The 23,998-nt window shown below is 66.9% G+C and carries 24 protein-coding genes; 16 read left to right on the top strand and 8 right to left on the bottom strand.

The features are described 5' to 3' along the window. Positions 1–5: 5 nt before the first annotated feature. Together ABIB49_RS10110 and ABIB49_RS10105 are read right to left on the bottom strand one after the other, a co-directional pair. Positions 6–521, bottom strand: a complete 516-nt coding sequence (locus ABIB49_RS10110; RefSeq protein WP_226773158.1) for a TspO/MBR family protein — start codon at positions 519–521, stop codon at positions 6–8. Next, complete coding sequence (locus ABIB49_RS10105) at positions 518–1,345, bottom strand: dienelactone hydrolase family protein (RefSeq protein ID WP_226773159.1); 828 nt, start codon at positions 1,343–1,345, stop codon at positions 518–520. The genes ABIB49_RS10110 and ABIB49_RS10105 overlap by 4 nt, the downstream gene beginning before the upstream one ends. A gap of 214 nt (positions 1,346–1,559) precedes the next feature. Between ABIB49_RS10105 and ABIB49_RS10100 the strand changes: the two genes are divergently transcribed. Then, positions 1,560–3,911, top strand: coding sequence for an FdhF/YdeP family oxidoreductase (locus tag ABIB49_RS10100; RefSeq protein WP_283479692.1), 2,352 nt, complete (start codon positions 1,560–1,562; stop codon positions 3,909–3,911). A gap of 160 nt (positions 3,912–4,071) precedes the next feature. Here the strand turns inward: ABIB49_RS10100 and ABIB49_RS10095 are convergent, their stop codons facing one another. Together ABIB49_RS10095 and ABIB49_RS10090 are read right to left on the bottom strand one after the other, a co-directional pair. Beyond that, the gene (locus ABIB49_RS10095) at positions 4,072–4,389 is read right to left on the bottom strand and encodes a DUF6457 domain-containing protein (protein ID WP_354157034.1); all 318 of its coding nucleotides are present in this window, start codon (positions 4,387–4,389) and stop codon (positions 4,072–4,074) included. A 108-nt stretch (positions 4,390–4,497) separates the two neighbouring features. Continuing rightward, positions 4,498–5,478 carry a LysR family transcriptional regulator gene (locus ABIB49_RS10090; protein WP_226773162.1) on the bottom strand — a complete coding sequence of 327 codons (981 nt, stop codon included), beginning with the start codon at positions 5,476–5,478 and terminating at the stop codon, positions 4,498–4,500. Between the two features lie 120 nt (positions 5,479–5,598). Between ABIB49_RS10090 and ABIB49_RS10085 the strand changes: the two genes are divergently transcribed. The 11 genes from ABIB49_RS10085 (at position 5,599) to ABIB49_RS10035 (ending at position 16,553) form a co-directional block, all read left to right on the top strand. Further along, complete coding sequence (locus ABIB49_RS10085) at positions 5,599–6,477, top strand: FAD binding domain-containing protein (protein ID WP_226773163.1); 879 nt, start codon at positions 5,599–5,601, stop codon at positions 6,475–6,477. A 5-nt stretch (positions 6,478–6,482) separates the two neighbouring features. Next, positions 6,483–7,043: a (2Fe-2S)-binding protein gene (locus ABIB49_RS10080; protein WP_282468151.1), complete on the top strand. Its 561-nt coding sequence runs from the start codon at positions 6,483–6,485 to the stop codon at positions 7,041–7,043. Beyond that, positions 7,040–9,433 carry an aerobic carbon-monoxide dehydrogenase large subunit gene (locus tag ABIB49_RS10075; protein ID WP_354157033.1) on the top strand — a complete coding sequence of 798 codons (2,394 nt, stop codon included), beginning with the start codon at positions 7,040–7,042 and terminating at the stop codon, positions 9,431–9,433. The genes ABIB49_RS10080 and ABIB49_RS10075 overlap by 4 nt, the downstream gene beginning before the upstream one ends. Before the next feature lies 1 nt (position 9,434). Continuing rightward, entirely contained in the window at positions 9,435–10,355 is a 921-nt protein-coding gene (locus ABIB49_RS10070) for an XdhC family protein (protein ID WP_354157032.1), read from the top strand. Continuing rightward, complete coding sequence (locus ABIB49_RS10065) at positions 10,339–10,989, top strand: nucleotidyltransferase family protein (RefSeq protein ID WP_354157031.1); 651 nt, start codon at positions 10,339–10,341, stop codon at positions 10,987–10,989. The genes ABIB49_RS10070 and ABIB49_RS10065 overlap by 17 nt, the downstream gene beginning before the upstream one ends. Continuing rightward, on the top strand, positions 10,986–11,909 hold the full coding sequence (locus ABIB49_RS10060; RefSeq protein WP_354157030.1) for an AAA family ATPase: 924 nt from the start codon (positions 10,986–10,988) through the stop codon (positions 11,907–11,909). Before ABIB49_RS10065 ends, ABIB49_RS10060 begins: the two co-directional genes overlap by 4 nt. 38 nt (positions 11,910–11,947) lie before the next feature. After that, positions 11,948–13,180 carry a vWA domain-containing protein gene (locus tag ABIB49_RS10055; RefSeq protein ID WP_354157029.1) on the top strand — a complete coding sequence of 411 codons (1,233 nt, stop codon included), beginning with the start codon at positions 11,948–11,950 and terminating at the stop codon, positions 13,178–13,180. Continuing rightward, entirely contained in the window at positions 13,180–13,995 is an 816-nt protein-coding gene (locus ABIB49_RS10050) for an SRPBCC family protein (RefSeq protein ID WP_354157028.1), read from the top strand. The genes ABIB49_RS10055 and ABIB49_RS10050 overlap by 1 nt, the downstream gene beginning before the upstream one ends. Then, positions 13,988–15,115 carry an XdhC family protein gene (locus ABIB49_RS10045; protein ID WP_354157027.1) on the top strand — a complete coding sequence of 376 codons (1,128 nt, stop codon included), beginning with the start codon at positions 13,988–13,990 and terminating at the stop codon, positions 15,113–15,115. The genes ABIB49_RS10050 and ABIB49_RS10045 overlap by 8 nt, the downstream gene beginning before the upstream one ends. A 10-nt stretch (positions 15,116–15,125) precedes the next feature. Further along, positions 15,126–15,812: a DUF5134 domain-containing protein gene (locus tag ABIB49_RS10040; protein WP_354157026.1), complete on the top strand. Its 687-nt coding sequence runs from the start codon at positions 15,126–15,128 to the stop codon at positions 15,810–15,812. 120 nt (positions 15,813–15,932) lie between these two features. Next, positions 15,933–16,553 carry an L-threonylcarbamoyladenylate synthase gene (locus ABIB49_RS10035; protein ID WP_226774353.1) on the top strand — a complete coding sequence of 207 codons (621 nt, stop codon included), beginning with the start codon at positions 15,933–15,935 and terminating at the stop codon, positions 16,551–16,553. 13 nt (positions 16,554–16,566) lie between these two features. On the opposite strand, the gene ABIB49_RS10030 is transcribed toward ABIB49_RS10035, so the two are convergent. Both ABIB49_RS10030 and ABIB49_RS10025 read right to left on the bottom strand, forming a co-directional pair. Next, on the bottom strand, positions 16,567–16,854 hold the full coding sequence (locus ABIB49_RS10030) for a hypothetical protein (protein ID WP_354157025.1): 288 nt from the start codon (positions 16,852–16,854) through the stop codon (positions 16,567–16,569). A 189-nt stretch (positions 16,855–17,043) separates the two neighbouring features. Continuing rightward, complete coding sequence (locus ABIB49_RS10025; RefSeq protein WP_354157024.1) at positions 17,044–17,985, bottom strand: AfsR/SARP family transcriptional regulator; 942 nt, start codon at positions 17,983–17,985, stop codon at positions 17,044–17,046. A gap of 375 nt (positions 17,986–18,360) precedes the next feature. Between ABIB49_RS10025 and ABIB49_RS10020 the strand changes: the two genes are divergently transcribed. Further along, the gene (locus ABIB49_RS10020; RefSeq protein WP_226774350.1) at positions 18,361–18,864 is read left to right on the top strand and encodes an HtaA domain-containing protein; all 504 of its coding nucleotides are present in this window, start codon (positions 18,361–18,363) and stop codon (positions 18,862–18,864) included. Between the two features lie 66 nt (positions 18,865–18,930). Here the strand turns inward: ABIB49_RS10020 and ABIB49_RS10015 are convergent, their stop codons facing one another. Continuing rightward, positions 18,931–19,197 carry a hypothetical protein gene (locus ABIB49_RS10015; protein WP_226774349.1) on the bottom strand — a complete coding sequence of 89 codons (267 nt, stop codon included), beginning with the start codon at positions 19,195–19,197 and terminating at the stop codon, positions 18,931–18,933. A 231-nt stretch (positions 19,198–19,428) separates the two neighbouring features. On the opposite strand from ABIB49_RS10015, the gene ABIB49_RS10010 reads away from it, so the two are divergent. Together ABIB49_RS10010 and ABIB49_RS10005 are read left to right on the top strand one after the other, a co-directional pair. Continuing rightward, positions 19,429–19,731 (top strand): DUF4193 domain-containing protein, encoded by a 303-nt coding sequence (locus ABIB49_RS10010; RefSeq protein ID WP_226774361.1) that lies wholly within the window; start codon positions 19,429–19,431, stop codon positions 19,729–19,731. A 118-nt stretch (positions 19,732–19,849) separates the two neighbouring features. After that, positions 19,850–22,108 carry a putative bifunctional diguanylate cyclase/phosphodiesterase gene (locus tag ABIB49_RS10005; RefSeq protein WP_354157023.1) on the top strand — a complete coding sequence of 753 codons (2,259 nt, stop codon included), beginning with the start codon at positions 19,850–19,852 and terminating at the stop codon, positions 22,106–22,108. Positions 22,109–22,245: 137 nt separating this feature from the next. On the opposite strand, the gene ABIB49_RS10000 is transcribed toward ABIB49_RS10005, so the two are convergent. Beyond that, complete coding sequence (locus ABIB49_RS10000; RefSeq protein WP_354157022.1) at positions 22,246–23,244, bottom strand: pirin family protein; 999 nt, start codon at positions 23,242–23,244, stop codon at positions 22,246–22,248. A gap of 70 nt (positions 23,245–23,314) precedes the next feature. Between ABIB49_RS10000 and ABIB49_RS09995 the strand changes: the two genes are divergently transcribed. Beyond that, positions 23,315–23,986, top strand: coding sequence for an alpha/beta hydrolase family protein (locus ABIB49_RS09995; protein WP_354157021.1), 672 nt, complete (start codon positions 23,315–23,317; stop codon positions 23,984–23,986). Positions 23,987–23,998 lie beyond the last annotated feature (12 nt).

Here is a 23,998-nt window from a genome sequence, read left to right as displayed (position 1 = left end):
AAGGATTACTGCCGGCCGCCGGCCGCACCAGGATTGAGACGCGCGATAGCCGCCGACAGGACGGCGGCGAACCCACACCACAACGCGTAGGGGGCCAGGGCCACGCCTGCACCGCGGTTCAATTGATATGTACGACGCACCAGATCGGCGCTGCTTGCGGTCAGCACAGCGCATTCCGCCGCTGCCAGCCACGGCCGGCGGGCACGCCAGAAAAGCCAACTCCATGTCGCGTTAAGAACCAAGTTGACTGCCAGGGCGCCCCGGTAGGCACGGGTCTCCGCCGCTGCGATGCTGCCGTCTGGCGGATCCTCCGCCTCGCCGCTGTCCAGGGCGGCGGCGGAACTGACCGCGAGATCCGCATAGAGGGCAGTCCAGACCACTGGAAAGGCTATAACCGGCGGCTGCCAGCCCGGTTTCCGCAGCCCCCGGTACCAGCGGCTGTCCGGATCGGTGGCTAGGCCCCCGGCCGCTGCCGTGGCGGCGGTCGCTGCTGCGGTCCACACGGCTGTGCGCAGTTTCATGGCCCCTCATTGGGTGTTGTAATACCGGCACGGCCCGGGAGCAGGCGCTCGCTGATGAATTCGATGGTCCGGTCAAGGGCCGCCCTGGTCGGGTGGCCCGGGGTGTCCACCAGGTCCACGGTCAGCACACAATGTGCGGACTGGGCGATTCCGAGCGGGTTGCCCGGCGAGGAATCGATTTCTATCCCTTCGAAGCTCCCGCCGAATTCGCGCCGCATGGTTTCGAATCGCTCTGCCGGGCACGCCCGGTCGTTGCTGAACCGCAATCCGAGGAGCCGCAGCCCCTGGCTGGTCCGGTCCTTCACCCGGTCCAGTTCGACGTCGTCCAAACCTACAGCGGCCCGCCGCCGTGCCGTCAGGCCCGCGGGCAGCGCTGGCTGGCTCATAACAGGGGCGAGGACTGCGGGTTCCAGGGCCATGGCCAGCGCGAAGCTTCCGGTCATGCACATGCCGATCGCCCCGACGCCGGGACCCCCGCACTCCTGATGGGCGGTAGCGGCAAGGGCGCACAGCCAACCTGTGGCGGGACTGCTCCGGTTCGCCAGGACGGCGAATTCGCGCGAGACGCATACTTTCGCTATTGACTTCACAATTCCCTCACCCGCTTTTCCGCCGGGACGCCCAAACATGGAAGGAAGATAGACCGTGAATCCGCTCTCGATCAGCCTGCGCGCCAGGTCCAACACGCCCGGGTGGATCCCGGGGACCTCGTGGATCAGGACCACCGCCGGGCCCGCTCCCGCCCGGAACACCTGGTGGTGGATGCCGCCGTGGCTGAAGGTCGACTCGGTGAAGCCCGCCAGCGTTACCTTTTGCTCCGGCATCTAAGACCCTTTCGGATTCGGGCCGGCTCTCCCTGATTCACTTTGGCCGCACCGCCTACCGCACATGCTACGTAACCGCGGCGCCGCCGTCGACGGTGAATTCCTTCCGGCGCTCCGGGCCAACTACTAGGCCCGTCTCAGGACAAAAAGGTAGTCTGCTTGGTATCAGTGAAGCGCAGCCTAAACAGGCGGTGGTTGCAGAAGGGAAGTTCACGTGACCAGCAAGAACCCCCAGGTCGAGGAATACGACGACAAGGACCTCGTGGTCGGAGACGGTCCAAAGGACTGGGCCGCCGGCATCCCCGGAGTGATGCACTCCATGGTGCCTGCCATCGAGCACATGGGTGTGAACCGGACGCGCAAGACCGTTCTGGCGATGAATCAGAAGAAGGGTTTCGACTGCCCGAGCTGCGCGTGGCCGGACCCGAAGCACCGCAAGACCTTCGAGTTTTGTGAAAACGGCGCAAAGGCTGTCACCTGGGAGGCGACTCCGGTGGTCATTGGCAGTGAGTTCTGGGCGGAGCATTCCGTCAGCGAACTGCGGACCCGCTCCGAATACTGGCTGGGAATGCAGGGCCGGCTTACCGAGCCCGTCCACAAACCGGCCGGCGAGGACCACTACAAGCCGGTGAGCTGGCCGGAGGCGATCCGGATCGTCGCGGACAAGCTCAAGGGCCTGGACTCACCCGACGAGGCAGCGTTTTACACCAGCGGCCGCACGTCCAATGAAGCCGCCTTCCTCTACCAGTTGATGGTCCGCGGCTATGGCACGAACAACCTGCCGGACTGTTCCAACATGTGCCACGAGTCCTCGGGCTGGGCCATGGGCCAGACCATCGGCATTGGCAAGGCAACCGTCAGTTTCGACGACTACGCCAATGCCGACCTGATCATCATCATGGGCCAGAACCCGGGCACCAATCACCCGCGGATGCTTACCGAGCTGGAAGCCTGCAAGGAAAACGGCGGCGAAATCGTTGCTGTCAATCCCCTGCCGGAGGCCGGGCTGCGCCGCTACAAGAACCCGCAGAAGGTCAAAGGCATCGTTGGCCGCGGCACGGAAATCGCTGACCAGTTCCTGCACATCCGCATCGGCGGTGACATGGCGCTGCTGCAGGCAATCTCCAAACGTGTGCTCGACGCTGAGGCACAAAACCCCGGCACCGTGCTGGACCACGAGTTCCTGGCCGCGCACTGCGAAGGACTCGATGAGCTCAAGGAACACCTCAGCTACCTAGACGAGGAAGCGGTCCTGGCTGCGACCGGCCTGCGAACCGAAGAAATTGACGAACTCGCGTCGCGCTACCTGAAAGCCGAGAAAGTCATTATCACCTGGGCCATGGGCATCACGCAGCAGAAGAAGGGCGTGGCAACCATTAAGGAGATCATCAACCTGCTGCTGTTGCGTGGAAACATGGGCAAGCCCGGCGCCGGAGCCTCCCCTATCCGGGGGCACAGCAACGTCCAGGGCGACCGCACCATGGGTATCTGGGAGCAGATGCCGCAGTCCTTTATGGACGCCCTCGGCGATGAGTTCGGCTTCGAACCGCCCCGGGAACACGGTGTGGACGCCGTGGAAACCATCAACAAAATGCGCGATGGAGGGATCAGGTTCTTTATGGCTCTCGGCGGAAACTTTGTAGGCGCCATGGCAGACACCAACGCCACCGAAGCGGCCATGGCGGGAACTGAGCTTTCCGTGCAGGTATCCACGAAACTCAACCGCTCCCACGCTGTGACAGGCGCGGAGGCACTGATCCTGCCCACGATGGGCCGGACGGAGATTGACATCCAGGAGTCCGGACCGCAGTTCGTCTCCGTGGAGGATACCGTCTGCGCCGTGCACCCTTCCTGGGGAAGCGTTGAACCGGTCTCGCACCACTTGCTGTCCGAGACGGCGATTGTCAGCCGGCTCGGCAAAGCGCTGGTTGGGGACCGGATCAAGGCCGACTGGGACGGCTTCGAGAAGAACTACGACCTGGTCCGTGACCACATTTCGCAGGTCGTGGGCGGTTGCGAGGACTACAACACCAGGATCAGGCAGGAAGGTGGCTTCATTCTCGAGAACGGACCGCGGGATTCCCGGACGTTCCCCACCCCGACCGGCAAAGCTGTGCTGACTGTCAACGATCTGGAGCACGTGCAGAAGCCGGAGGGAACCCTGATCCTGCAGACCATGCGCTCCCATGACCAGTTCAACACCACCATCTACGGGCACAATGACCGCTACCGGGGTATCAAGAAGGGCCGCGATGTGGTCTTCGTGAACCCGGACGACATCGTGGAGCTGGGCCTTGCCGACGGAATGTTGGTTGACATCCGGGGCGAGTACCGGGATGGCGTGGAGCGTATTATCCGGAAGTTCCGCGTGGTGTCCTACCCGACCGCACGGGGCTGCGCCGCCGCCTACTACCCGGAGGCCAACGTGCTGGTGCCCCTGGACCATACGGCCGACGGCAGCAACACGCCGGTGTCCAAGGCCGTTATCGTCAGGCTTGAGCCCAGCCCGGACCAGGCAGCGAACAGTTCGAGCTCGCCGGCATCCGGCGCGGCGCAGCTGCGGTAGAAGGCTTTCCCGCGGGACATGCCCAGCCCTGACCGGGCCCACTGGACATCATGGAACAATGTCCAGTCTCCGGAACCAGGGGTGGGCATGTCCCGCGGGTTTGCCCGCAGCTCCCACGGGGTTTGCAGCCGCTCCCGTGTTGGCTTGCCGGCTGCTGCGGCTATTGTGCCCGCTTCGCCCAGCCCTCTTCGTCGGGTCCGCCCGACTCGCCATGCTCACAGAGCTCAAGAACCTTGTTGGCGGCGGCGTGGACGGCCTCATCGATCCCCTTGCGGCCCTCGGTCGAAGCGGTTCCCGCGGCGAATCCGACGATGAATGCGCTGACGGCATCGGCGTGCGGCCCCACGGCTTTGAGTGACTCGTCTGCGACTTGAACGATTTTCTCGTGGTCTACTTCCAGGTCAAGAATCTGCAGCGCCTGAATCAGGCGGGCACTCCAATGCCGCAGTGAGCTGTCTTCGTCCCGGGTCAAAGTCATGTATGGCTCCTCGTCGTAGCGGTAGGTGGGTGATTATCTACCCCCACTAGGGTTAGCACCGACCCCGGTGTTTCGCAACGCGAGACAGTCAAACCCGGCGGGGAAGCTTCAGCTCCACAGTGCGACGTGAAACTTCGGTCCCCGGCGTTCCAAGCCCCTCGAACCGCCGGGGGCCGTCATCGCAGCAGTCGCATCCGCGGTTCCGGCGAAGCGCTGCAGCGTCTGCGCCATGGTGGTGGTCCGGCGGTGGTCCAGGGTGCTCGCCCACCACAGTCCGGTGACCGGTGTCCCGACGACGGGTACCCGGGCGAGTGAGCCGCCCTGGAGTTCGGTTCGGACATTGTTGCCGAGCGCCAGCATGATGCCCTCCCCCGCCCGCACCGCTGCCAGGGCCTCCGTCTCGCTGCTGAGCCGGATGATCTCCGGCGCCACTCCCAGCGTGGCCAGCCAACGGCCCTCCTCCGAGCTGTTTTGGATCCCCGCCGGACCGGCGAACCAGGGCCGGTCCAGCAACCGGGCCGCCGTAACCGGTCCGTGCAGCCGGGCCAGCGGATGTACCGCCGCCGCTACCAAAACACGCTGGTAGCGCAGGAACGCAACGCACTCCATTCCCGCTCCGATGCCGACGGTGCCGGCCGGAGACCTCGGCCGGGCGCCGAGGGCGATGTCGTACGCGCGCTCCTGCAGCAGCGAGGCCAGATCGTCGGCGGACTCGACCACTACGTCCACCGCAGCTCCGGGGACACGCTGGGTGAAGAGATCCAGCAACCGACCGGCAGCGTGTTCGGCAAAGGGAGCGGTCGATGCAATCCTCAGCCGTCCGGCGTCGTTCTTGGCGTTCGCCACCTGCCAGCGCGCTTGGTCTGCCATGCCGACTATGTCCTGGGCGTAGTCCGCCAGGGCGCGGCCCCCCGGCGTGAGCGCGATGCCCCCTCCGGCACGCACAAAGAGCGGGTCGCCAAGGTCCAGCCGGAGCGCCGCCAGGGCCGCGGAAACTGCCGGTTCACTGACTCCGAGGGTTTCCGCGGCAGCGTGCAGCGACCCCAGGCGGGCGACCAGGGCGAACGTGCGGAGCTGGCTTAATGTCATGGCCACAGCGTCATAACCTTTCGCTTATGACGATATTGACACTGCGTATCAGGTGAGGCAAGACTTGCCCCAAATCGGTGCTGCGCGACGTTGCCAGCGCCCCGGGGTGAGGTGGGAACAATGCAGATTCCGGCTCCTTTTGACTACGTGCGGGCCACTTCCGTGGACAACGCCCTGGAGCTCCTCTCCCGCCACGGGCCGGAGTCGCGGGTCATCGCCGGGGGGCACAGCCTCCTGCCGATGATGAAGCTCCGGCTCTCCCGGCCCGAATGGCTGATCGACATCAACGACCTTTACGAGCTCGACTTCGTCCTTCGTGACGGCGACACGCTTCGTATCGGCGCCCTGACGCGCCACTCGACCCTGCTGGAATCTGACGAGATCGCGGCGCTCTTCCCGATCGTCCGCGACGCCGAAGCGGTGATCGCCGATCCGGTCGTGCGCAACAGAGGAACCATCGGCGGATCGCTCTGCCAGGCCGATCCGGCCGAGGACCTGTCCACGGTCTGCGACGTGCTGGGTGCCGAAGCCGTGATCCGGGGACCCGCCGGCGAGCGCGTCCTGGCCATTGCCGACTTCCACCGAGGGCCCTATGAGACGGCGGTGGGCCAGGACGAACTGCTGTGCGAGCTCCGCTTCCCCATCCGCCCCCGCGCGGGCAGCGCCTACGAAAAGGTCGAACGACGAGTGGGCGACTGGGCTGTCGGCGCCGCCGGCGCGTCCGTGACGCTCGCAGCAGATGGCACTATTACTGATGCCGCCGTCGGGCTCACCGCCCTCGGCCTCGACCACACTGTCGCCGGGGCAACCGAACTGCTCCGCGGCCAGCAGCCACGGGAGGAACTGTTCGTGGCGGCCGGACGGATCGCCGCGGAAGCCTGCGACCCGGTGGCCGACCAGCGCGGCCCGATTGACTACAAACGGCACCTCGCCGACGAACTCACCCGGCGGGTACTGCGGCAGGCCTGTGCCCGCGCCGCCCAGACACAGGAAGGCTGAAGCGGATGCAAATCAGCATGACCGTCAACGGCAACGAAGTCACCAACGACATTGAGCCCCGTGTGCTCCTGGTCCACTACATCCGCGAGGTCCTGGGCCTGACCGGCACCCATTGGGGATGCGACACCAGCAACTGCGGCACCTGCGTGGTCCTGATGGACGGCCAGCCGGTGAAGTCCTGCACGGTCCTCGCGGCGATGGCGGCAGGACACGACATCCGCACCGTCGAAGGGCTCGCCAGCGGCGCAACCCTTGACCCTGTCCAGCAGGGCTTTATGGAGGAACACGGGCTGCAGTGCGGCTTCTGCACTCCCGGCATGATGCTGACCGCCCGTGCCCTGCTGGACAAGAACCCGCACCCGGACAGCACCGAGATCAGGCAGGCCATTTCGGGCCAGATCTGCCGGTGCACCGGCTACGCCACGATCGTCCGGTCGGTGCAGTGGGCAGCCTCCCACCCGGCGGGCGCCGACAGCGACGCCACGGTCGACGAGGTCATCGACGGAACCGACACCGTGGTTGAGGACATCGCAGCGCACACGGAAGACGCAGAGGTGAAGGCATGACAGTCATCCACGAACGGCCGTCCAATCCGGCGGCCGGTGACTCGGACCGCCCGATCGGCTACGGCCGTATCCAGCGCAAGGAGGACCCGCGCTTTGTGCGGGGCAAAGGCAACTACCTGGACGACATTGTCCTGCCCGGCATGCTGCATGGCGCCATCCTGCGCGCCCCCGTCGCGCACGCCCGGCTGGTCTCCATCGACACCACCAATGCCCTCGCCCACCCCAAGGTCCTCGCCGTCATTACCGGCAAGGACCTGCTTGGCCTCAAGCTCGCGTGGGCCCCCACGCTCTCGGCGGATGTCCAGGCAGTCCTGGTAACTGACAAGGTCCGCTTCCAGGGCCAGGAAGTCGCCTTCGTCGTGGCCGAGGACCGCTACGCAGCCCGCGACGCGCTCGAGCTGATTGACGTCGAATACGACGTCCTGCCCCCGGTCATCGACGCCCGGAAGGCCCTCGACGCCGGCGCCCCCGTGATCCGCGACGAGATCGAGGGCCGGACGGACAACCACATTTTCGACTGGGAAATGGGCGACAAAGCCGAAACCGAAGCCGTCTTCGCGAGCGCCGATGTCGTTGTCTCACAGGAGATCGTCTACCCGCGCGTGCACCCCGCCCCGATGGAGACGTGCGGCGCGATTGCCGACTTCGACGCCGTCGACGGCAAGCTGACCCTGTACGAAACCACGCAGGCCCCGCATGCCCACCGCACCCTGTTCGCGATCGTCGCCGGGATCCCCGAGCACAAGATCCGTGTGGTGTCCCCGGACATCGGCGGCGGCTTTGGCAACAAGGTCGGCATCTACCCCGGCTACATCCTCGCCGTCGTCGGCTCGATCGTCACCGGCCGCCCGGTGAAATGGGTGGAGGACCGCTCCGAGAACCTGATGTCCACCTCCTTCGCCCGCGACTACATCATGCAGGGCGAGATTGCGGCCACCAAGGAAGGCAAGATCCTCGCGGTGCGCACCAACGTCCTGGCCGACCACGGTGCGTTCAACGCCACTGCGCAGCCCACTAAGAACCCGGCCGGCTTCTTCTCCATCTTCACCGGAAGCTATGACTTGAAAGCCGCGTACTGCTCCGTCACTGGCGTCTATACGAACAAGGCACCCGGCGGCGTCGCCTACGCCTGCTCGTTCCGCGTCACGGAGGCCGTTTACCTCGTCGAGCGGATGGTGGACATCCTGGCCCGCAAACTGGAAATGGACCCGGCGGAACTGCGGCTGAAGAACTTCATCAAGCCCGAACAGTTCCCTTACGCCAATAAGACCGGCTGGGTGTACGACTCCGGCAACTACGAGCCCGCGATGCGGCTCTCGATGCAGCTCGCCGGCTACGACGAACTGCGCCGCGAGCAGCAGGAGAAGCGCGCCCGGGGCGAACTGATGGGGATCGGCATCTCCTTCTTCACCGAGACCGTTGGTGCCGGCCCCCGCAAGCACTTCGACATTGTGGGCCTCGGCATGGCCGACGGTGCCGAACTGCGGGTCCATCCCACCGGCAAGGCAGTGGTCCGCCTCTCGGTGCAAAGCCAGGGCCAAGGCCACGAAACGACGTTCGCGCAGATCGTCGCCGAAGAACTGGGCATCCCGCCGGAAGACATCGACGTCGTCCACGGCGACACCGACCAGACGCCGTTCGGCCTCGGCACCTACGGGAGCCGCTCGACGCCGGTGAGCGGCGGCGCCGTCGCCCTCGTCGCCCGCAAGGTGCGGGAGAAGGCGAAGCTGATCGCCGCAGCCATGCTGGAGACCCGGCCCGAGGACCTCGAGTGGGAGAAAGGCCGCTGGTTCGTCAAAGGAGATCCCAGCGCCGGGAAGACCATCCCGGAAATCGCCATGGCTGCCCACGGCACCATGACGCTGCCCGACGGTGTTGATGGCAACCTCGACGCCGAGGTCACCTACGACCCGCCGAACCTCACGTTCCCGTTCGGAGCCTACATCTGCGTGGTCGACATCGACCCGGGCACCGGGCACGTCAAGGTCCGCCGCTTCATCGCGGTCGACGACTGCGGCACCCGGATCAATCCGATGATTATCGAGGGCCAGGTCCACGGCGGGCTGACCGACGGCGTCGGGATGGCGCTGATGGAGATCATCGAGTTCGACGCCGACGGCAACTGCCTGGGCGGATCGTTTATGGACTACCTGATCCCCACCGCGATGGAGGTGCCGGACTGGGAGACCGGATTCACGGTCACGCCGTCCCCGCACCACCCCATCGGGGCGAAAGGCATCGGCGAGTCCGCCACCGTCGGCTCACCGCCGGCGATTGTGAACGCCGTCGTCGACGCACTGGCCCCCTACGGGGTGGTTCACATGGACATGCCCTGCACGCCGGCCCGGGTCTGGGCCGCCATGCAGGGCCGGGCAAGGCCGCCGATCTGACATGGCACCGACTGGAGATTCCCTCGCGGCCCGGGCGAATGACCTCGCCTCCCGCCGTGAGCCGTTTGTGCACGCCACGGTGGTCCGGGCCCAGCACCCCACCAGCGCCCACGCCGGGGATACAGCCCTCATCCTGCCCGGCGGCGAGATCCAGGGCTTCGTCGGCGGGAGCTGCGTCGAATCCTCGGTGCGGGAGTACAGCCTGCAGGTCCTGGCCTCGCAGGAACCCCTGCTGCTGCGCGTTGTCCCCGGCGAGCCGTCCCGCAGCGCTGAGGAGGGGGCTGTTGAGGTGTCCAACCCCTGCCTGAGCGGCGGGGCAATCGAGATCTTCCTTCAGCCGCGCATCCCGGCGCCCCGGGTTCTGGTGGTCGGTACAACGCCCGTGGCCCAGGCGCTTGAGAGCCTCGGCTCCGGCGTCGGAATGGCAGTGGAACTCACCGACGGCGAATCCGCGGCTCCGCGGGGGGACGACGCGGCGCTGATTGTGGCCTCCCACGGCAAGGCGGAGGAGGCCGCGCTTGAGTCCGCACTGCGTGCCGGGGTGCCGTATGTCGCGCTTGTGGCCAGTGGGACCCGGGGCGCAGCGGTACTGGAATCCCTTGACGTCGACCCGGCGCAGCGTTCGCGGGTGTTCACCCCGGCCGGCTTGCAGCTGGGGGCCCGCACTCCCGGCGAAATCGCGCTCTCGATCCTGGCCCAGCTCATCCAGGAGCGGTCGACATCACGGCAGCCGGCGACGGCAGCCCCTGCTACTGCAGCGGAAGTTCAGCCCACCGCGATCGACCCTGTCTGCGTCATGTCCGTTGCCGCGGCCGACTCCTCGATCCACCTTGAGCACAACGGTGTGACCGTCTACTTTTGCTCACCCGGCTGCCGTGCCGCCTTCCGCAAAGATCCGGAGCACTATGACCTCACCCCCTGAACGTCCACCCGCACGGCACCGGACGGCGGGGCTGATCCTGGCGGCCGGAGCGTCGCGGCGCCTGGGCCGGGCCAAGCAGCTGCTTCCCTACGGGACGGGGGTGCTACTCGACGCCGTGCTGGCGGTCGCCCGGGACTGCGGCCTTGAGCAGACCGTGCTGGTCCTGGGAGGCTCGGCCGGGGAGGTCCGGCGCACGGTCGACACCACAGGCTGCGAGATTGTGCTCAACCCGGACTTCGGTGCGGGCTGTTCCTCCTCGATCGCCGCCGGCATCGCCGCTCTCCACCCGGAAACGGGCGCCGTGCTCCTGCTGCTCGGTGACCAGCCGGGTGTCCGTTCCGTCGACGCCCGCGCCCTGCTGCGGCTCCTGGCCACGGATACGGACCATGGCGGGAAAAATGCCCCCGGCATCGCCGTCTGCCGCTACGACGACGGCGTCGGCCACCCCTTGGCGTTTACCCGTCGGATGCTCCCGGATCTGGCCGCCCTGCACGGCGACAAGGCAGTCTGGAAGCTGCTGGAGCAGCGGTCCGACGAAGCCGTCGAACTTCGCGTTCCGGGACCCGTGCCGCTCGACGTCGACACCGACGAGGACTACCGGCGGGTCCTGGCCGGGCTGGAGGGCGAGCTGTGAACGCCGCTGCGCGCGCCGGCGCGGAGGAGGATATCCAGCGGCGGATCCCCGACGTTGCGTCCCTGGTCTCGGCGCTGGACAGCAGCGATTACCTGGCCGACGTCGGACTGGCCACCGCGCTGTTCCTGGCCGTCCGGCTGCCTCAGCCCCTTCTGCTGGAGGGCGAAGCGGGCGTCGGCAAGACCGAGGTGGCGAAGACCCTTGCCGGACTGCTGGATACGCCGCTGTACCGGCTGCAGTGCTACGAGGGGATCGACGCCGGCGAGGCCCTCTACGAGTGGAACCACCAGCGGCAGCTCCTCGGAATCCGGCTTGCCGAAGTGCGGGATGCCTCCGTGACCGAGACCGACCTCTTCGGCCCGGAGTACCTGCTGCGCCGGCCGCTGCTGCAGGCGATCGAACATCCCGGACCGCGCCCGGCGGTGTTGCTGCTGGACGAGATCGATCGCGCCGACGCCGAATTCGAGGCCTTCACCTTCGAATTGCTCGCCGAGGCCGCCGTCACGATCCCGGAACTGGGCACCATCCGGGCCACCCATCCCCCGATCGTTATTCTGACTTCCAACCGGACACGGGACCTGCACGATGCCCTGACCCGGCGCTGCCTGTACCACTGGATCGATTACCCCGGTCCGGAGCGGATCGCTGAAATTGTCCGCCGCCGTGTGCCTGCCAGCAGCGGCCCGCTCGCTTTGCAGGCCGCCGCCATGATCACCAGGCTACGCACGCTGGACCTCGCGAAACCGCCGGGGATCTCCGAGGCCATCGACTGGGTGTCTGCCCTCGCCGTGCTTGGCATCGAGCACATTGACTCGAAGACAGCGGAACGAACCCTCGGGTCGATCGTCAAGAACCGCGACGACCTGGAACTGGTCGGCGCCCGGGGGGCCAACTGGCTTGTGGGCGGTGCAGGCGGGTGAGCGCGTTGAACGCCGGAACAGTCCAGGATACGGCCCCCGTGCCCCCCGCGGTGGAGGCGGCCGCCTTGTCCGCTGCGTTTGTCACCGCCCTGCGCCGGGCCGGGCTACCGTGCTCTCCGGACCGGGCAGTCCGGCTGGCCGAGGCTCTCCGCCTGGTCCCTCCGGCCGACGTCGAAACCCTCTACTGGGCATCCCGGGTGGTCTTGGTGTCAGCTCACGAACAGCTTCCCGCGTTCGATGCCGTCTTCGCTGCCGTATTCCGCGCCGGATTCGACCCCGCTGCACCGCCGCGCGCCACCGCCCCGGCCGCCCCGCCGCCCGGTCCCCCGGAGCAGGCACGCACCAGGCCCTCCCCGGCCGAGGACCGGGCCCCGGGCAACGCGCCGGCCGACCCGCGGGCGACGCCGCCGGTTGCCGCCGCGGGACCGGATAGCAACGGGGACAACCACGCCCCGGAACGGGAAGCAGTCCTGGCCATGGCCTCCACCGATGAGCAGTTGCACGCGATGGCGTTCGCTCAGCTGACCGACGCGGAAGTCCTGGAAATCCGGCGGCTGGCGTCCCGTTTGCTGCTCGCCACCCCCACGAGATTGAGCCGCCGCACCCGCAAGTCCGCCCACAGCAGCGCCCGGCTGGACGTCCGCGCCACGGTCCGCGCGTCGCGGCGCTCCGGCACCGACACGACGGGGCTGTTGTACGCCCGGCGCCGCGAGCAGCGCCGGAAGCTCGTGATGCTGTGCGACGTCTCCGGTTCCATGGAACCGTACGCGCGGATCTTCATCTCACTGCTGCAGGGAGCCGTGGCAACGGCCGGCGCCGAGGCCTTCGTGTTTTCCACCCGGCTGACGCGTCTGACCCGGCAGCTGGCGCTTCGCGACCCGGACGAGGCCCTGGCCCGTGCCGCGGAGGCCGCCCCGGATTGGGCCGGCGGCACCCGTATTGCCGACAGCATCAGGCACTTCGTTGATGAACACGGCCGCCGCGGGCTGGCACGGGGCGCGGTGGTGGTGATTTTCTCGGACGGCTGGGCGCAGGAGGACCCCAACAACGTCGCGGCGCAGATGGCGCGGCTGCGGCGCCTGGCCCAACGGATCATCTGGGTCAATCCACGCAAGGCAGCCCCGGAATACCAGCCCCTGGCGGGCGGCATGGCGGCGGCGCTGCCATACTGTGACGCCTTCGTCAGCGGACACAGCTACACGGCTTTGGCTGCGGTGGCGGCCGCAATCCGCGGCGACAGCCAGCCATCACTCAAGGGAAGAGGGAACTGATGCAAATAGACAGCACCTTTGCGGTCCTAGCACCGATCGACACCGTCTGGGACACCATTATGGACTTTGAACGTGTGGCTGGCTGCGTCCCCGGCGCCAAAATCCTGAACAAACTCTCCGACGACGCCTACCAGGTGGGCATGAGCGTGAAACTGGGCCCGGTCAACATGCAGTACAAAGGCCTGCTCTACGTTATCGAGCGCAATGCCGGCGAACACCGTGCCGTACTCGGCGGCAAAGCCCAGGAAACCCGCGGCCAAGGCACCGCCGAAGCCACTGTGACGCTGCTTCTGACGGAAGAGGCAGGCGGCACAACCCGAGGGACAGTCAAGGCCGAGCTATCGCTTTCGGGCAAGGCCGCCGCGATGGGCAAGGGCGTGATCGGCAGCGTCACCGAACAGATGATGACCCTTTTCGCCAGCAATCTGCAGGCCATGATCGCCGCGCCCGCCGCGCCCGCCGCGCCCGCCGCGCCCGGCACCGTTCCGGCAGGCGGGGTCCCCGGGCCTGTGGCCGCCCCGGAAGCCGGGGCCACCGCCGTGGCCCCGGCGCCGTCGTCGGAACTTCCGGGACTGCGGCCGGGCGCCGTGCCAGCAGCGGGCGCGCCTGCCCCGACAACCGCCCCGGCATCTGCCCCCGCCGGCAGTTTGGACGCACTCAGCCTCGCCAAGGGCATCGCAGCGGATCAGCTCTCCAGCCCTGTCAAGGTGCTGGTACTTGTAGCCGTGGTGGCTTGCATCTCCTACGTGGCCGGGCGGCTCTCGGCGTTCCGCCTGATCCGGGCGATTGGAAGGCTGAAGTCCGACCGTGCGTGATGTCCTGGCGGCCATGATGACGGGCTGGCGGAGGGGTGACACCGCCGGCCTCGCCACGGTGGTGGGCACGTTCGAGTCAGCCCCCCGCCTCCCGGGGGCGTCCATGCTTGTCACGGCAGAGGGGACGGCAGCCGGCTCGGTCTCCGGCGGCTGCGTCGAAGGTGCCGTGTACGAGCTGGCCATGCAGGTCAGGCAGGACGGCACTCCCGTCCTGGTGCGCTACGGGATCAGTGACGACGACGCGTTCGCCGTCGGTCTGAGCTGCGGCGGGATTATCGACATCTTCGTGGAGCCGGTTTCCCGGCAACGCTTCGCCGAGCTCGACGCCGTCAGGCAGGACATCGAGGACGGGCGGCGCGTCGGGGTCGCGACAGTGATCGAACACCCGGACAACAGCTGGCTGGGCCGGCACCTGATCGTGCGGTCCGACGGTTTCGAAGGCGACCTCGGTTCCGGGCGGGCAAATCAGGCCGTGGGCGATGACACCCAGGGCCTGCTCGCCGCGGGGCGCTCCGGCATCCTGAGCTACGGCCCCGACGGCGAGCGGCTGGACACCGGGATGCGGGTCTTCTTCGCGAGCTACGCGCCGCCGCCGCGAATGCTCATCTTCGGCGCGATCGATTTCGCTTCCGCGCTGGCCCGGTTGGGGACCTTTCTCGGCTACCGCGTCACGGTGTGCGATGCGAGGGCCGTTTTCGTTACCCCCGCTCGCTTTCCCGACGCCGCAGAGGTCATCAATGCCTGGCCGCACCGCTACCTCACCGAGCAGCTGGAACAGGACCTGGTGGATGAGCGCACCGTGATCTGCGTTCTCACCCACGATCCGAAGTTCGATATTCCACTGTTGGGCGTTGCCCTGCGCGGCCGGCCCGTGGCTTTTATCGGTGCCATGGGTTCGCGCCGGACCCATGACCATCGGATCGCGAGGCTGCGTGAGGCGGGAGTGGACGAGGAAGCGCTGGCGCGGCTGCACAGCCCGGTGGGACTCGACCTTGGCGCGCGGACTCCCGAGGAGACAGCGGTTTCCATCGCTGCCGAGTTCATCGCCAAGCAGTGGGGCGGCAGCGGGGCAGCACTTCGGCAACTCGAGGAACGCATTCACCACGAAGAGCAGCATTGACCGGGCACCGTTGATTGCGAACGACGTCGCGCGCTGGGGGCTGACGGCCCTGCTGCTGGCAGCGTCGTTGTTCGCGGTTTTTCGGGCCAGCCGCAGGTCGCCACCGGCCACCAGGGTTGCATATGGCCTCCATGCCGCGATGCTGGCGGCCATGGCGGCCATGCTTGTTCCCGGGGTCCGGTGGCCCGCGCTCCCCCAGACCATGGTCTTTGGCCTTGCCGCCTGGTGGTTCGTGCTCCGCGCCGTCTCCCGGCGCCCCAGGCCCCTCGCCGTGCAGAACATCACCGCCGCCGGACCATGGCACGGCCGCCGCGAGGGCGAAGCCAGCCGTGGCAGTTTGCTGTACAACGCGCTGACCATGGCTGCCATGGCCTACATGCTGGCGGTCATGGACTTACGTGGCACCCACGGGACACCGGCCGCTCCGACGGCCGCCGGCCTTGCGGACCTGGCGGCGCACCACGGTGGCTCCAGTGCGCGGCCGTCGCCGGCTGGGTCCCTTCCGGCCGCGCTGCCGGAATGGACAAGCCTGTCAGCTCCCGTCCTGGCGGTTGCCTTCGGGGCAGCCGGCGCCGTGTGGGGCGTGCTCCTGCTCCGGCGGGCCCGACGCGGCAACCGGACGGGCAGCGGCGCGCCGTTCCTTGAACTCGTGTCCTCGGTTTCGATGGCAGTTATGTTCGCGGCTCTCGCCGTATGAGAGCACGGAGCTGGCATTCACCCGCGTGGGATCGATCCGCCCCTGCGGCCAGCGGACCGGAAGTTGACTCACGGGCCCTGCGGCAGGCGGTCCAGCCACCGGCGGCGGTAAGCTCGTGCCATGGCGAGATACTTCGATGTTCACCCCGAAAACCCCCAGGCGCGCTCCATCAGCCAGGCGGTGGAAATGATCCGGTCCGGCGGGCTGATCGCGTACCCCACCGATTCCTGCTACGCGCTCGGTGCTCAGCTGGGCAACAAGGAAGCGCTGGACCGGATCAGGACTATCCGCCACCTCAATGACAAACACCACTTCACGCTGGTCTGCAAGGACTTTGCCCAGTTGGGCCAATTCGTGCAGATCGACAACGACGTGTTCCGGAGCATCAAGGCCGTCACGCCGGGAAGCTACACCTTTATCCTGCCCGCCACTAAAGAGGTTCCCAAGCGCCTGCTGCACCCGAAAAAGAAGACGGTGGGGGTGCGTATCCCGGATAACCGGGTTGTCCAGGCTTTGCTCGCCGAACTTGGCGAGCCGTTGCTCTCCAGCACGCTGTTGCTGCCGGACGAGGAAGAGCCTCTGACCCAGGGCTGGGAAATCAAGGAACGGCTTGAGCACGTGGTCGACGCCGTCATCGACTCCGGCGACTGCGGCGCGGAGCCGACCACAGTCATCGACTATTCCAGCGGCACTGCGGAAATCGTCCGGCGCGGCATGGGTGACCCCGCACGCTTCGAGTAGCGCGGCCCGGGGGCTAAGCCGACGCCGTTTCGGCGTTCCCCGCGACGCCCGGCGCCCGGTTGCGCAGCCAGCGGCGTGACAGGTCCAGCGCCGCGAGAAGTCCCGCGAGCGGCGTGAGGACGGCTGCGACATAAACGAACAACAGCCAGCTAAGCGTGGTCAACGGCGTCTGGTGGTCGCTCAACAGCGACAGGCCCCCGCAGAGTCCGAGGATCCAGAACAGCGCCACGGCGGCGAGCACTGCTGCCGCGGGGAAGTACTCGCTGGTGACGGCGTTTTTCGCAATACTCATCGTTTTCATAAATTGTCCTCGTGCGGGCGGAAAGGAAAGAGGTCCGCTGGGCCTTTTCCAGTATGGGGCCCGCAGCCCCCGGATTTTCGGTGAATGCCCGTCGCGTGATGAAGCTAACGCCGGTTCCTGCTCATCGGTGGTGTGCGACGCGGCTTTTCACTCGCGTGCGTTCCCGAAGCGGCGGCACCGCAGCGGACTTCAGACGGCCATGGCCAGCGCCTGTTGCATAAAAGAGCCGAGCACCCGGCCGGCGTTCTCCTGCAGGCGCCGGGATTCCGCCGCGGCAGGCTGCACTGATTTGGAGCCATGCAGCCGCTCCCCCAGATAGAGCACCGCTGCCAGGACTTCCGAGAGCTCCGCGTTTCCCTCGGCTTGTTGCCTCAGCAGCCTCAGGTGGGCAGTCTGCAAGGCTGGCCCCGGAGCGCAGCCCAGGTCGCGGTCGAACAGCCGGCGGCAGCGCTCATACGCTGAGAGGCCCTCAACCGGCAGGCCCGCCTCCTCATATCCGGCGACAAGGACCGTCCATGCACGTTCGTTGAGCGGCTCGGACCGGATAACGGCCTGCGCCAGTGAAATGGCGAGCTGGGGCCTAGCGAGGAATGCAGCTGTTTCAGCCGCGAGAATCTGGGCCCCCAATTTGTCGGCTTCGTGGCGGGTCCGGGCCTCCTCAGCCCAGTCGGCCGCAAGTTCAAAGCCCAGCAGCGGTTCCGTCGCCAGTTCCAGGGCCCGCATCGAGAGTGCATGCGCCTGGGCCGGCGGAGAGTTCCGGGCCGTGCGGAGCAGTTCACGGAACTCAAACAAGTCCAGTGTCACCAGCTGCGGGTCCAGCACGTAGCCAGAGTTTGCGGTCCGAAGCGGGCCCGACTTGGTGTTGCCGGGCTGGATCGCGCGCCGGAGGCTGCTGACATAGCTCTCCAGTGTGGCGACGGCGCCGCCGCTGGCCCGGGGTCCCCACAGGATCTCCACAAGCCGGGCCTTTGACACCGGTGTGCCAAGGTTCAGCAGGAGAATCTCCAGGATGTGGCGCGGCTTGCAGCCTCCCAGGTCCGCTGCTTTGAGGACGGTGCCGTTTCGCCGGACCTCGAACGATCCGAACAGCCGGACCGAAATTGCCACCGTGGGTTCGCTCGGATTCTCCACGTTGATCCCCTCCCCAACTATCAACTAATCGCGCCTGGAAGCGCCGAAAGGAGCTATTCGGATCCGCCCCTGAGACTCAATTCCATCCGGCCTTCTAGGTAAACCGTTGCACGCGGATCCGGGTGCAACAAGAAGTGCAACTACCCGATCCTTTGTTCCGTGGAAAGTCGGGTATACGTCCTTGTGGCCCCAAGTATTAGGCGGGCGAATTCTGAGTACCCGCAACGTAGGGCAGGTACCGCAGCGCCGGACCGGTGGGGCTGCGGCGGCACAACACAGCGCCGGAGCCGGGCAACCCGGCGCCACAGTTCAGCTGCCGGGCAATCCGCCGATAGGCTCAGAGGAGACCAGCCTTTCACCTACAGGAGAACCTTCGTGAACCGAGCGTCCGATCCAGCCGATCGACTGCCCCCGCTGGGCCTCAGCTGGGGCGTCAAGCGCAGCTTCATCGATTACATCGCCAGCCTGGCTGATGGGTCCGTTTCAGCAACCAGCGGGGCTGCCAAGGCCGATGACTCGCTTTTCTGCTTCGGCCCCGGTTCCTGCGACTACGACGTTGCGCGCGGAACTGGAGTGCTGCGCTTCCGCGGAGACGTCCGGCTCGCCGGCCACCATGGAATGCTCTTGGTCAGGTTGCTGGACCCTTGGATCACCTTCACGGGCGGCAGCGGAGTGCTCTCCATCAGCACCGGCGACGGCGGCGGCCAGGACCGCGCCACTATTGGTTTCCTCAGCCCTGCAAGACCAAACCAGTCCGACGGGTCCCTGGTGTGGGATCACATCGACGTCGTCATATCTCCGGAAGGATCCGAACTCTTCGACGGACAGTACGCTGCCGGCCAGCCGATGGATCCGCTCTTCATCCGGGTCACCCAGTAGGAGAACCCTGCGGGCTGCAGCCACGGACACCCCTGATCCAGGGTGCTGGCACGCACGCTGTGTTGCCTAGTTCTCTTTGGTGCCCTGCGGCAGCAGGGAAGGTTTTCCAAACAGCCAATCGGAGACGTCGCTGCGCAGCACCAGGTGGGGCCTGCCCGTGTCGCTGACACTGCCGCTGGGAACGTAGTAGCCCCGCCCGGAGCCAGGACCGCCTGCTGCCCGGTCAAGCGCATCCGTGAGATCCCTGGGCAGGTGACCGGCCGGCCCGCAGGCCCGGAGGCCTTGAACTTCCTCGGGCGTAAGCCTTCCTAGAACTGCGGTTATATCTGCCATAACGTCTCCTCTGCGGCGGCTGGTGCCTAAGTAATCAGGCTAAGACCCCGGCGTAAACGGCAGATGACATCCGGGCGAAGATCCTTACACACCCGGGATGTAGGTGACGGCCAGCCGGAGGTGTCGTGAGGGTCACTGCCCCGGGGGCGCCCGCCCGCAGCTATTGCGCACGTGGATGCTGTACCGTTCAATCCCGGGAAACTCAGAACTATGGAATCGAGAATCAACCAGGTGGCAACCGATTATGACGAAGTCCGATCCGACGTTGCGGAGACCCGCAACGCTTCGCTGGAGGCTCTTCGCTCCGCGAACGCACCGGACGCGCGCAGCGTAACCCGCGAACTCGACGAGGCGGACACCTCCGAAGGTGTGGAATTGCCGGGCGCTGACTTGTCCGGCGAGGAACTGACGGTCACCGTCATTCCGCAGAAAGACGACGAGTTCATGTGCTATTCGTGCTTCCTGGTCCGGCACCGCTCGCAGCTGGCCCGCGAGAAATCCGGCCACTCGTACTGCGCTGACTGCATGAACTGACGGACTGTCCGCGTCACATTTTCCCGATAGCGACGCAGGTCATGGCTTGCGCGGCCCGTTCCGATACGCTTTTCCTTGACGATTCGGCGCGTGCCGGTGCGGAGCCGGAGGCGGAATCATGCGGAACTGGACCACGACGCCGGAAGACAGGCCTGCGGTGGCGGCCGGGGCTGCCCCGGACGGGGACGTTGTCCTCAACAGCTTCGGCACCGGCAATGCCGGTACCGAAGCTGTTCCCGCAGGCACCGCGACCCGACGCCCCGGGCGCACCTGGAGCCTCAAGACTGAATGGTCCAGGGCGTTCGCAGTAATGCTGGTGGCGCTCCTCCTGGGGGCCGTCGCTACGGTTGCCGGAGTTCGGGCCGTCGGTGACCAGGTTCAAAACGCTTCCGCCGGACTCCACAGCGCGTTAGAGACAGTCGCGCAGTTGCGCACTGCAGTTGATACCCACGAACAGGCCGCGCAGCGGCTGCTGTCCAATGCTCCGGTTGACCGCACGGAATTCCTGCGCCAGCAACTGGACGTGTCCCGCCGCTTCGACGAGGCGATCCAGGTCCTGCCGGCAGAGAGGGACATGCGCGGGACCGCCGCCACAGCCCAAGCGCAGTGGCAGGACGGTCTCGCAGCACTTGGGCTGTGGGGCAACCAGGTACAGGGCGTCACGGCAAGCCGCCTGACCGGCGCACCGGCCCTTGCCATGTCCGGCTCCGGGGTCCGCGTCCTGCTGGATGAGATCCAGCAGTCGGCCCTTGAAGCGATGGACTCCGGTCTGGCCTACAGTGCTGAGCTGGAGCAGACAGTGATCGCAGCGCGCAGCGCCCTTTTCGCCTTGGCCGCGGCTGCCGTCATCTACTTCCGCGGCAGATTGGTCAAGTTCCTGATCCGGCCCGTCGAGGGCATGCACGTCGGTGTCCTTAAACTGCAGGCCGGGGACTACAGCCACCGCATCGACGTCGTCCGGCGCGACGAACTGGGTGAACTGGCAGAAGCCTTCAACTCCATGGCCGCTGCTGTCCACAACAGCCATCTGGCCCTGACGCACCGGGCCACCCACGATCCGCTCACCGGGCTGGCCAACCGGGCGGCGCTGACTGAGCGTCTCGCGGTCTCCTTCGAGCCCGCTTCCGAAGGCAAGCCCCGGCACGAAGGACTTCTGATCGTCGATGTTGACGACTTCAAAGATGTCAATGACACGCTGGGCCACGAGGGTGGCGACGCGCTGCTTATCCAACTGGCCGGCCGGCTGCGGGCCTGCGTGCGCTCCGGCGACCTCGCCGCCAGGCTCGGCGGCGATGAATTCGCGATCGTCGTGGCGGACGACGCCGACGGGTCCGCCACGGCCGCGATTGCGGAGCGGATCCACAACGTTCTCGGGTCGCCATTCGCCGTCGGAGACGTCCGGTTGAAGGTTTCAGTCAGCTTGGGGGCCACCCTTCACCGGCCCGAAACCGGGGAGCCCGCGGATCTGCTGCGGCAGGCCGACTTCGCGATGTACATGGCAAAACAAGGAGGCAAGGGGCGGTTCCAGAGCTTCGATGCCGAGGGCTATAACAGGATGACGCACAGTGCGGCACTGCGTGCCGCGCTGGCCGCGGCAGTGCCCGAGCGGCAGTTGCAACTCGCCTATCAGCCGGTCGCTGACCTGGACACCGGGAGAATCCTCGGCGTGGAGGCACTGGTGCGCTGGAACCATCCCACACTGGGGTTGCTGGAGCCGGACCAGTTCATCGCCCTTGCCGAAGAAACCGGTGATATCGAGGCGATCGGCGGTTGGGTGCTCAGCACGGCGAGCCGGCAGGGCGCCCGCTGGCGGGCCTCGATCGGTCACTGCGAAGACCTTTGGGTGTCGATCAACCTCTCCTCCCTGCAATTGTCCAGTCCGCGGAACCTCGGCGGGATAGAGAGTGTTCTCGAGGATCCCGCTGCGGAAGCAGACAAAATTGTGCTGGAGGTCACCGAAACGGCTCTGGCCAGCAGCATCGACGGCGGTGTCCAGGCGCTCCACCGGCTCAAGACCTTCGGGGTCCGGATCGCCATCGACGACTTCGGCACCGGCTACTCCTCGCTGAGCACTCTCGCCGAGCTGCCTGCGGACATCCTCAAGATCGACCGCTCATTCCTCTCCGCCAGCGCTTCCGACACAGCATCCGCGGCCCTGCTCGAAGGCATCCTGGGACTGGCCCACAAACTTAACCTTGACGCGATCGCCGAAGGCATCCAGGACGACGCGCAACTGGCCCTGCTCCGCCGCCTGGGCTGCCGGATGGGGCAGGGCTACTTCCTCTCCCCGCCGGTGCCCGCATCAATGATCGAGTCCCTTCTCGCCGCCGAAGCGCGGCTCCAGCCGGCCGGCGGTTCGCCAGCGCCAGGCTTGTGAGGACGCAGCCCGCAGCCTGGTTTTGAACCGGCCGTCCAGACCCGGTTCCGTCCAGTCCCGGTTCAGTGCACGGCAGGCCGCGGCTACGCACTGCTGTGGCGGGGGCCGGGCTGTGCTGTGCTGTGCACCGACGAGGCTTAGTCCCGGGGGCGGAGTCTGGCGTTCGGGAGCGCAGGGGCCGGCAGCGGTGCCGGTTCCCCGTTGGGGAACGTGCCGAACCGTGGTGCGGCCGGGTCCGTCCCCGTGGCAGCAGCTGGATCCCCGGCGCCGATCTCCGTCTGCCACTGCGAGCGGTACTCGACGATTTCTTCATGGTTGCGGCCCACGAAGTTCCACCACATCACGATCTGCTCGCCTAACGGTTCACCGCCGATCAGGAGCAGACGCAGCGGTTCGTCTCCGGCGACCAGCGTCAGGGACGTCCGTCCGACCGGCACGAAGGCGAGGTGGTCCTGCAGGACCGGGCGCCCGTCCAGGATGAGGGTTCCAGCGTCCACCAACAGGCCATATTCGAAGGTTGGATCGGTGTCCAGGCTGAGACTGGTTCCGGCGTCCAGCACGATCTCGGCGCCGAGCAGCGGGGTGTGGGTGGTGACCGGCGATGTTGTTCCCGCGATGGATCCCAGAAAGACCCGCATCATCCAGCCGGGTCCGGTCAGTGGTTCGGGGCGGTAGTGCTCAAAAGTCGGCTCCATCCCGCGTTCCCTGTCCGGCAGCGCCACCCACAGCTGCGCGCCGTGCAGGACATCCGTTGCGGGAGTGGAGAACTCGGAATGGCTGATACCGCGACCTGCAGTCATAAGGTTAACCTCGCCGGGACGCACGGCCGCGTGGAATCCGGCCGAGTCGCGGTGCTCAATCTCACCGGTGAACAGCCAGCTGACCGTCTGCAACCCGGTATGCGGATGGCGCGGCACGCGCATGCCCCCTGACCCGCCAACCCGGTCCGGGCCGTAGTGGTCCAGAAAGCACCACGCGCCGATGAGGCTCCTGCGCCGTTGCGGCAGTGTCCTTCGTACGTCCATGGCCCGCGGACCGCCCAGCGGGACCCGGCGCGGAACGAGAATCTCCACCCCGGCGCAGCCGACGTCCTCAGCACAAAGAATCTCCTCCGGCGCCACCTCGGTATTGCTCATAACAACAGCGTAGCGACCGAGCCGCGCCTGCCGAAGTAGTCCGCGGCGTTGCAGCCGTCATGATGGAGTTATGACCGTCACCGAGTTCCCCGTCGCCATCCCTGTGGGAGGATCCTCCGTTTCGGGCCTTTATGCCCGCCCCGAGAATCCGAGTGCCACACTGGTTATCGCCCACGGGGCCGGGGCCGGCATGGAGCATCCGTTCCTCACCGGCTTTGCCCGCGCCCTGAACCAGCTGTCCATAGCCACACTTCGTTTTAACTTCCCCTCCCGGGAGGCTGGCCGGGCGTTCCCCGACCGGCCGCCGGCGGCCATGGCGGCCTGGCGCGCGGCCATGACCGAGGCGGCTTCCCGCTCCGCGGGCGAGCCGCTCTGGGCAGCGGGCAAGTCCTTCGGCGGACGGATGGCCTCCATGGCGGTTGCCGACGGAATGCCCGCAGCAGGACTCGTCTACCTTGGTTACCCGCTCCATCCGCCGGGAAAGCCGGAAAAACTCCGGGATGAACACCTCTACGGGCTGGGCCTTCCGATGCTCTTCCTGCAGGGCACCCGTGACCCGTTTGCCACGCCCGAGCTGTTGGCGGCGGTGGTGGCCGGGATTGGCCCGTCGGCGGTGCTTCAGTGGCGCGATGGCGGCGTCCACAGTTTCGATGTCGCGGGAACCAAACGCGGCCCGGACGAGGTCGGGGCAGCACTGGCCGGACCCACCGCGGACTTCATCGCAGCCCACCAGGCCAACTGAGGCGTGCGAAGG

Source organism: Arthrobacter sp. UYCu512, assembly GCF_040547075.1.
Classification (GTDB): Bacteria; Actinomycetota; Actinomycetes; order Actinomycetales; family Micrococcaceae; genus Arthrobacter.
The sequence above is the reverse complement of the archived record's forward strand: the minus strand, read 5'-3'. Positions and strand labels throughout refer to the sequence as shown.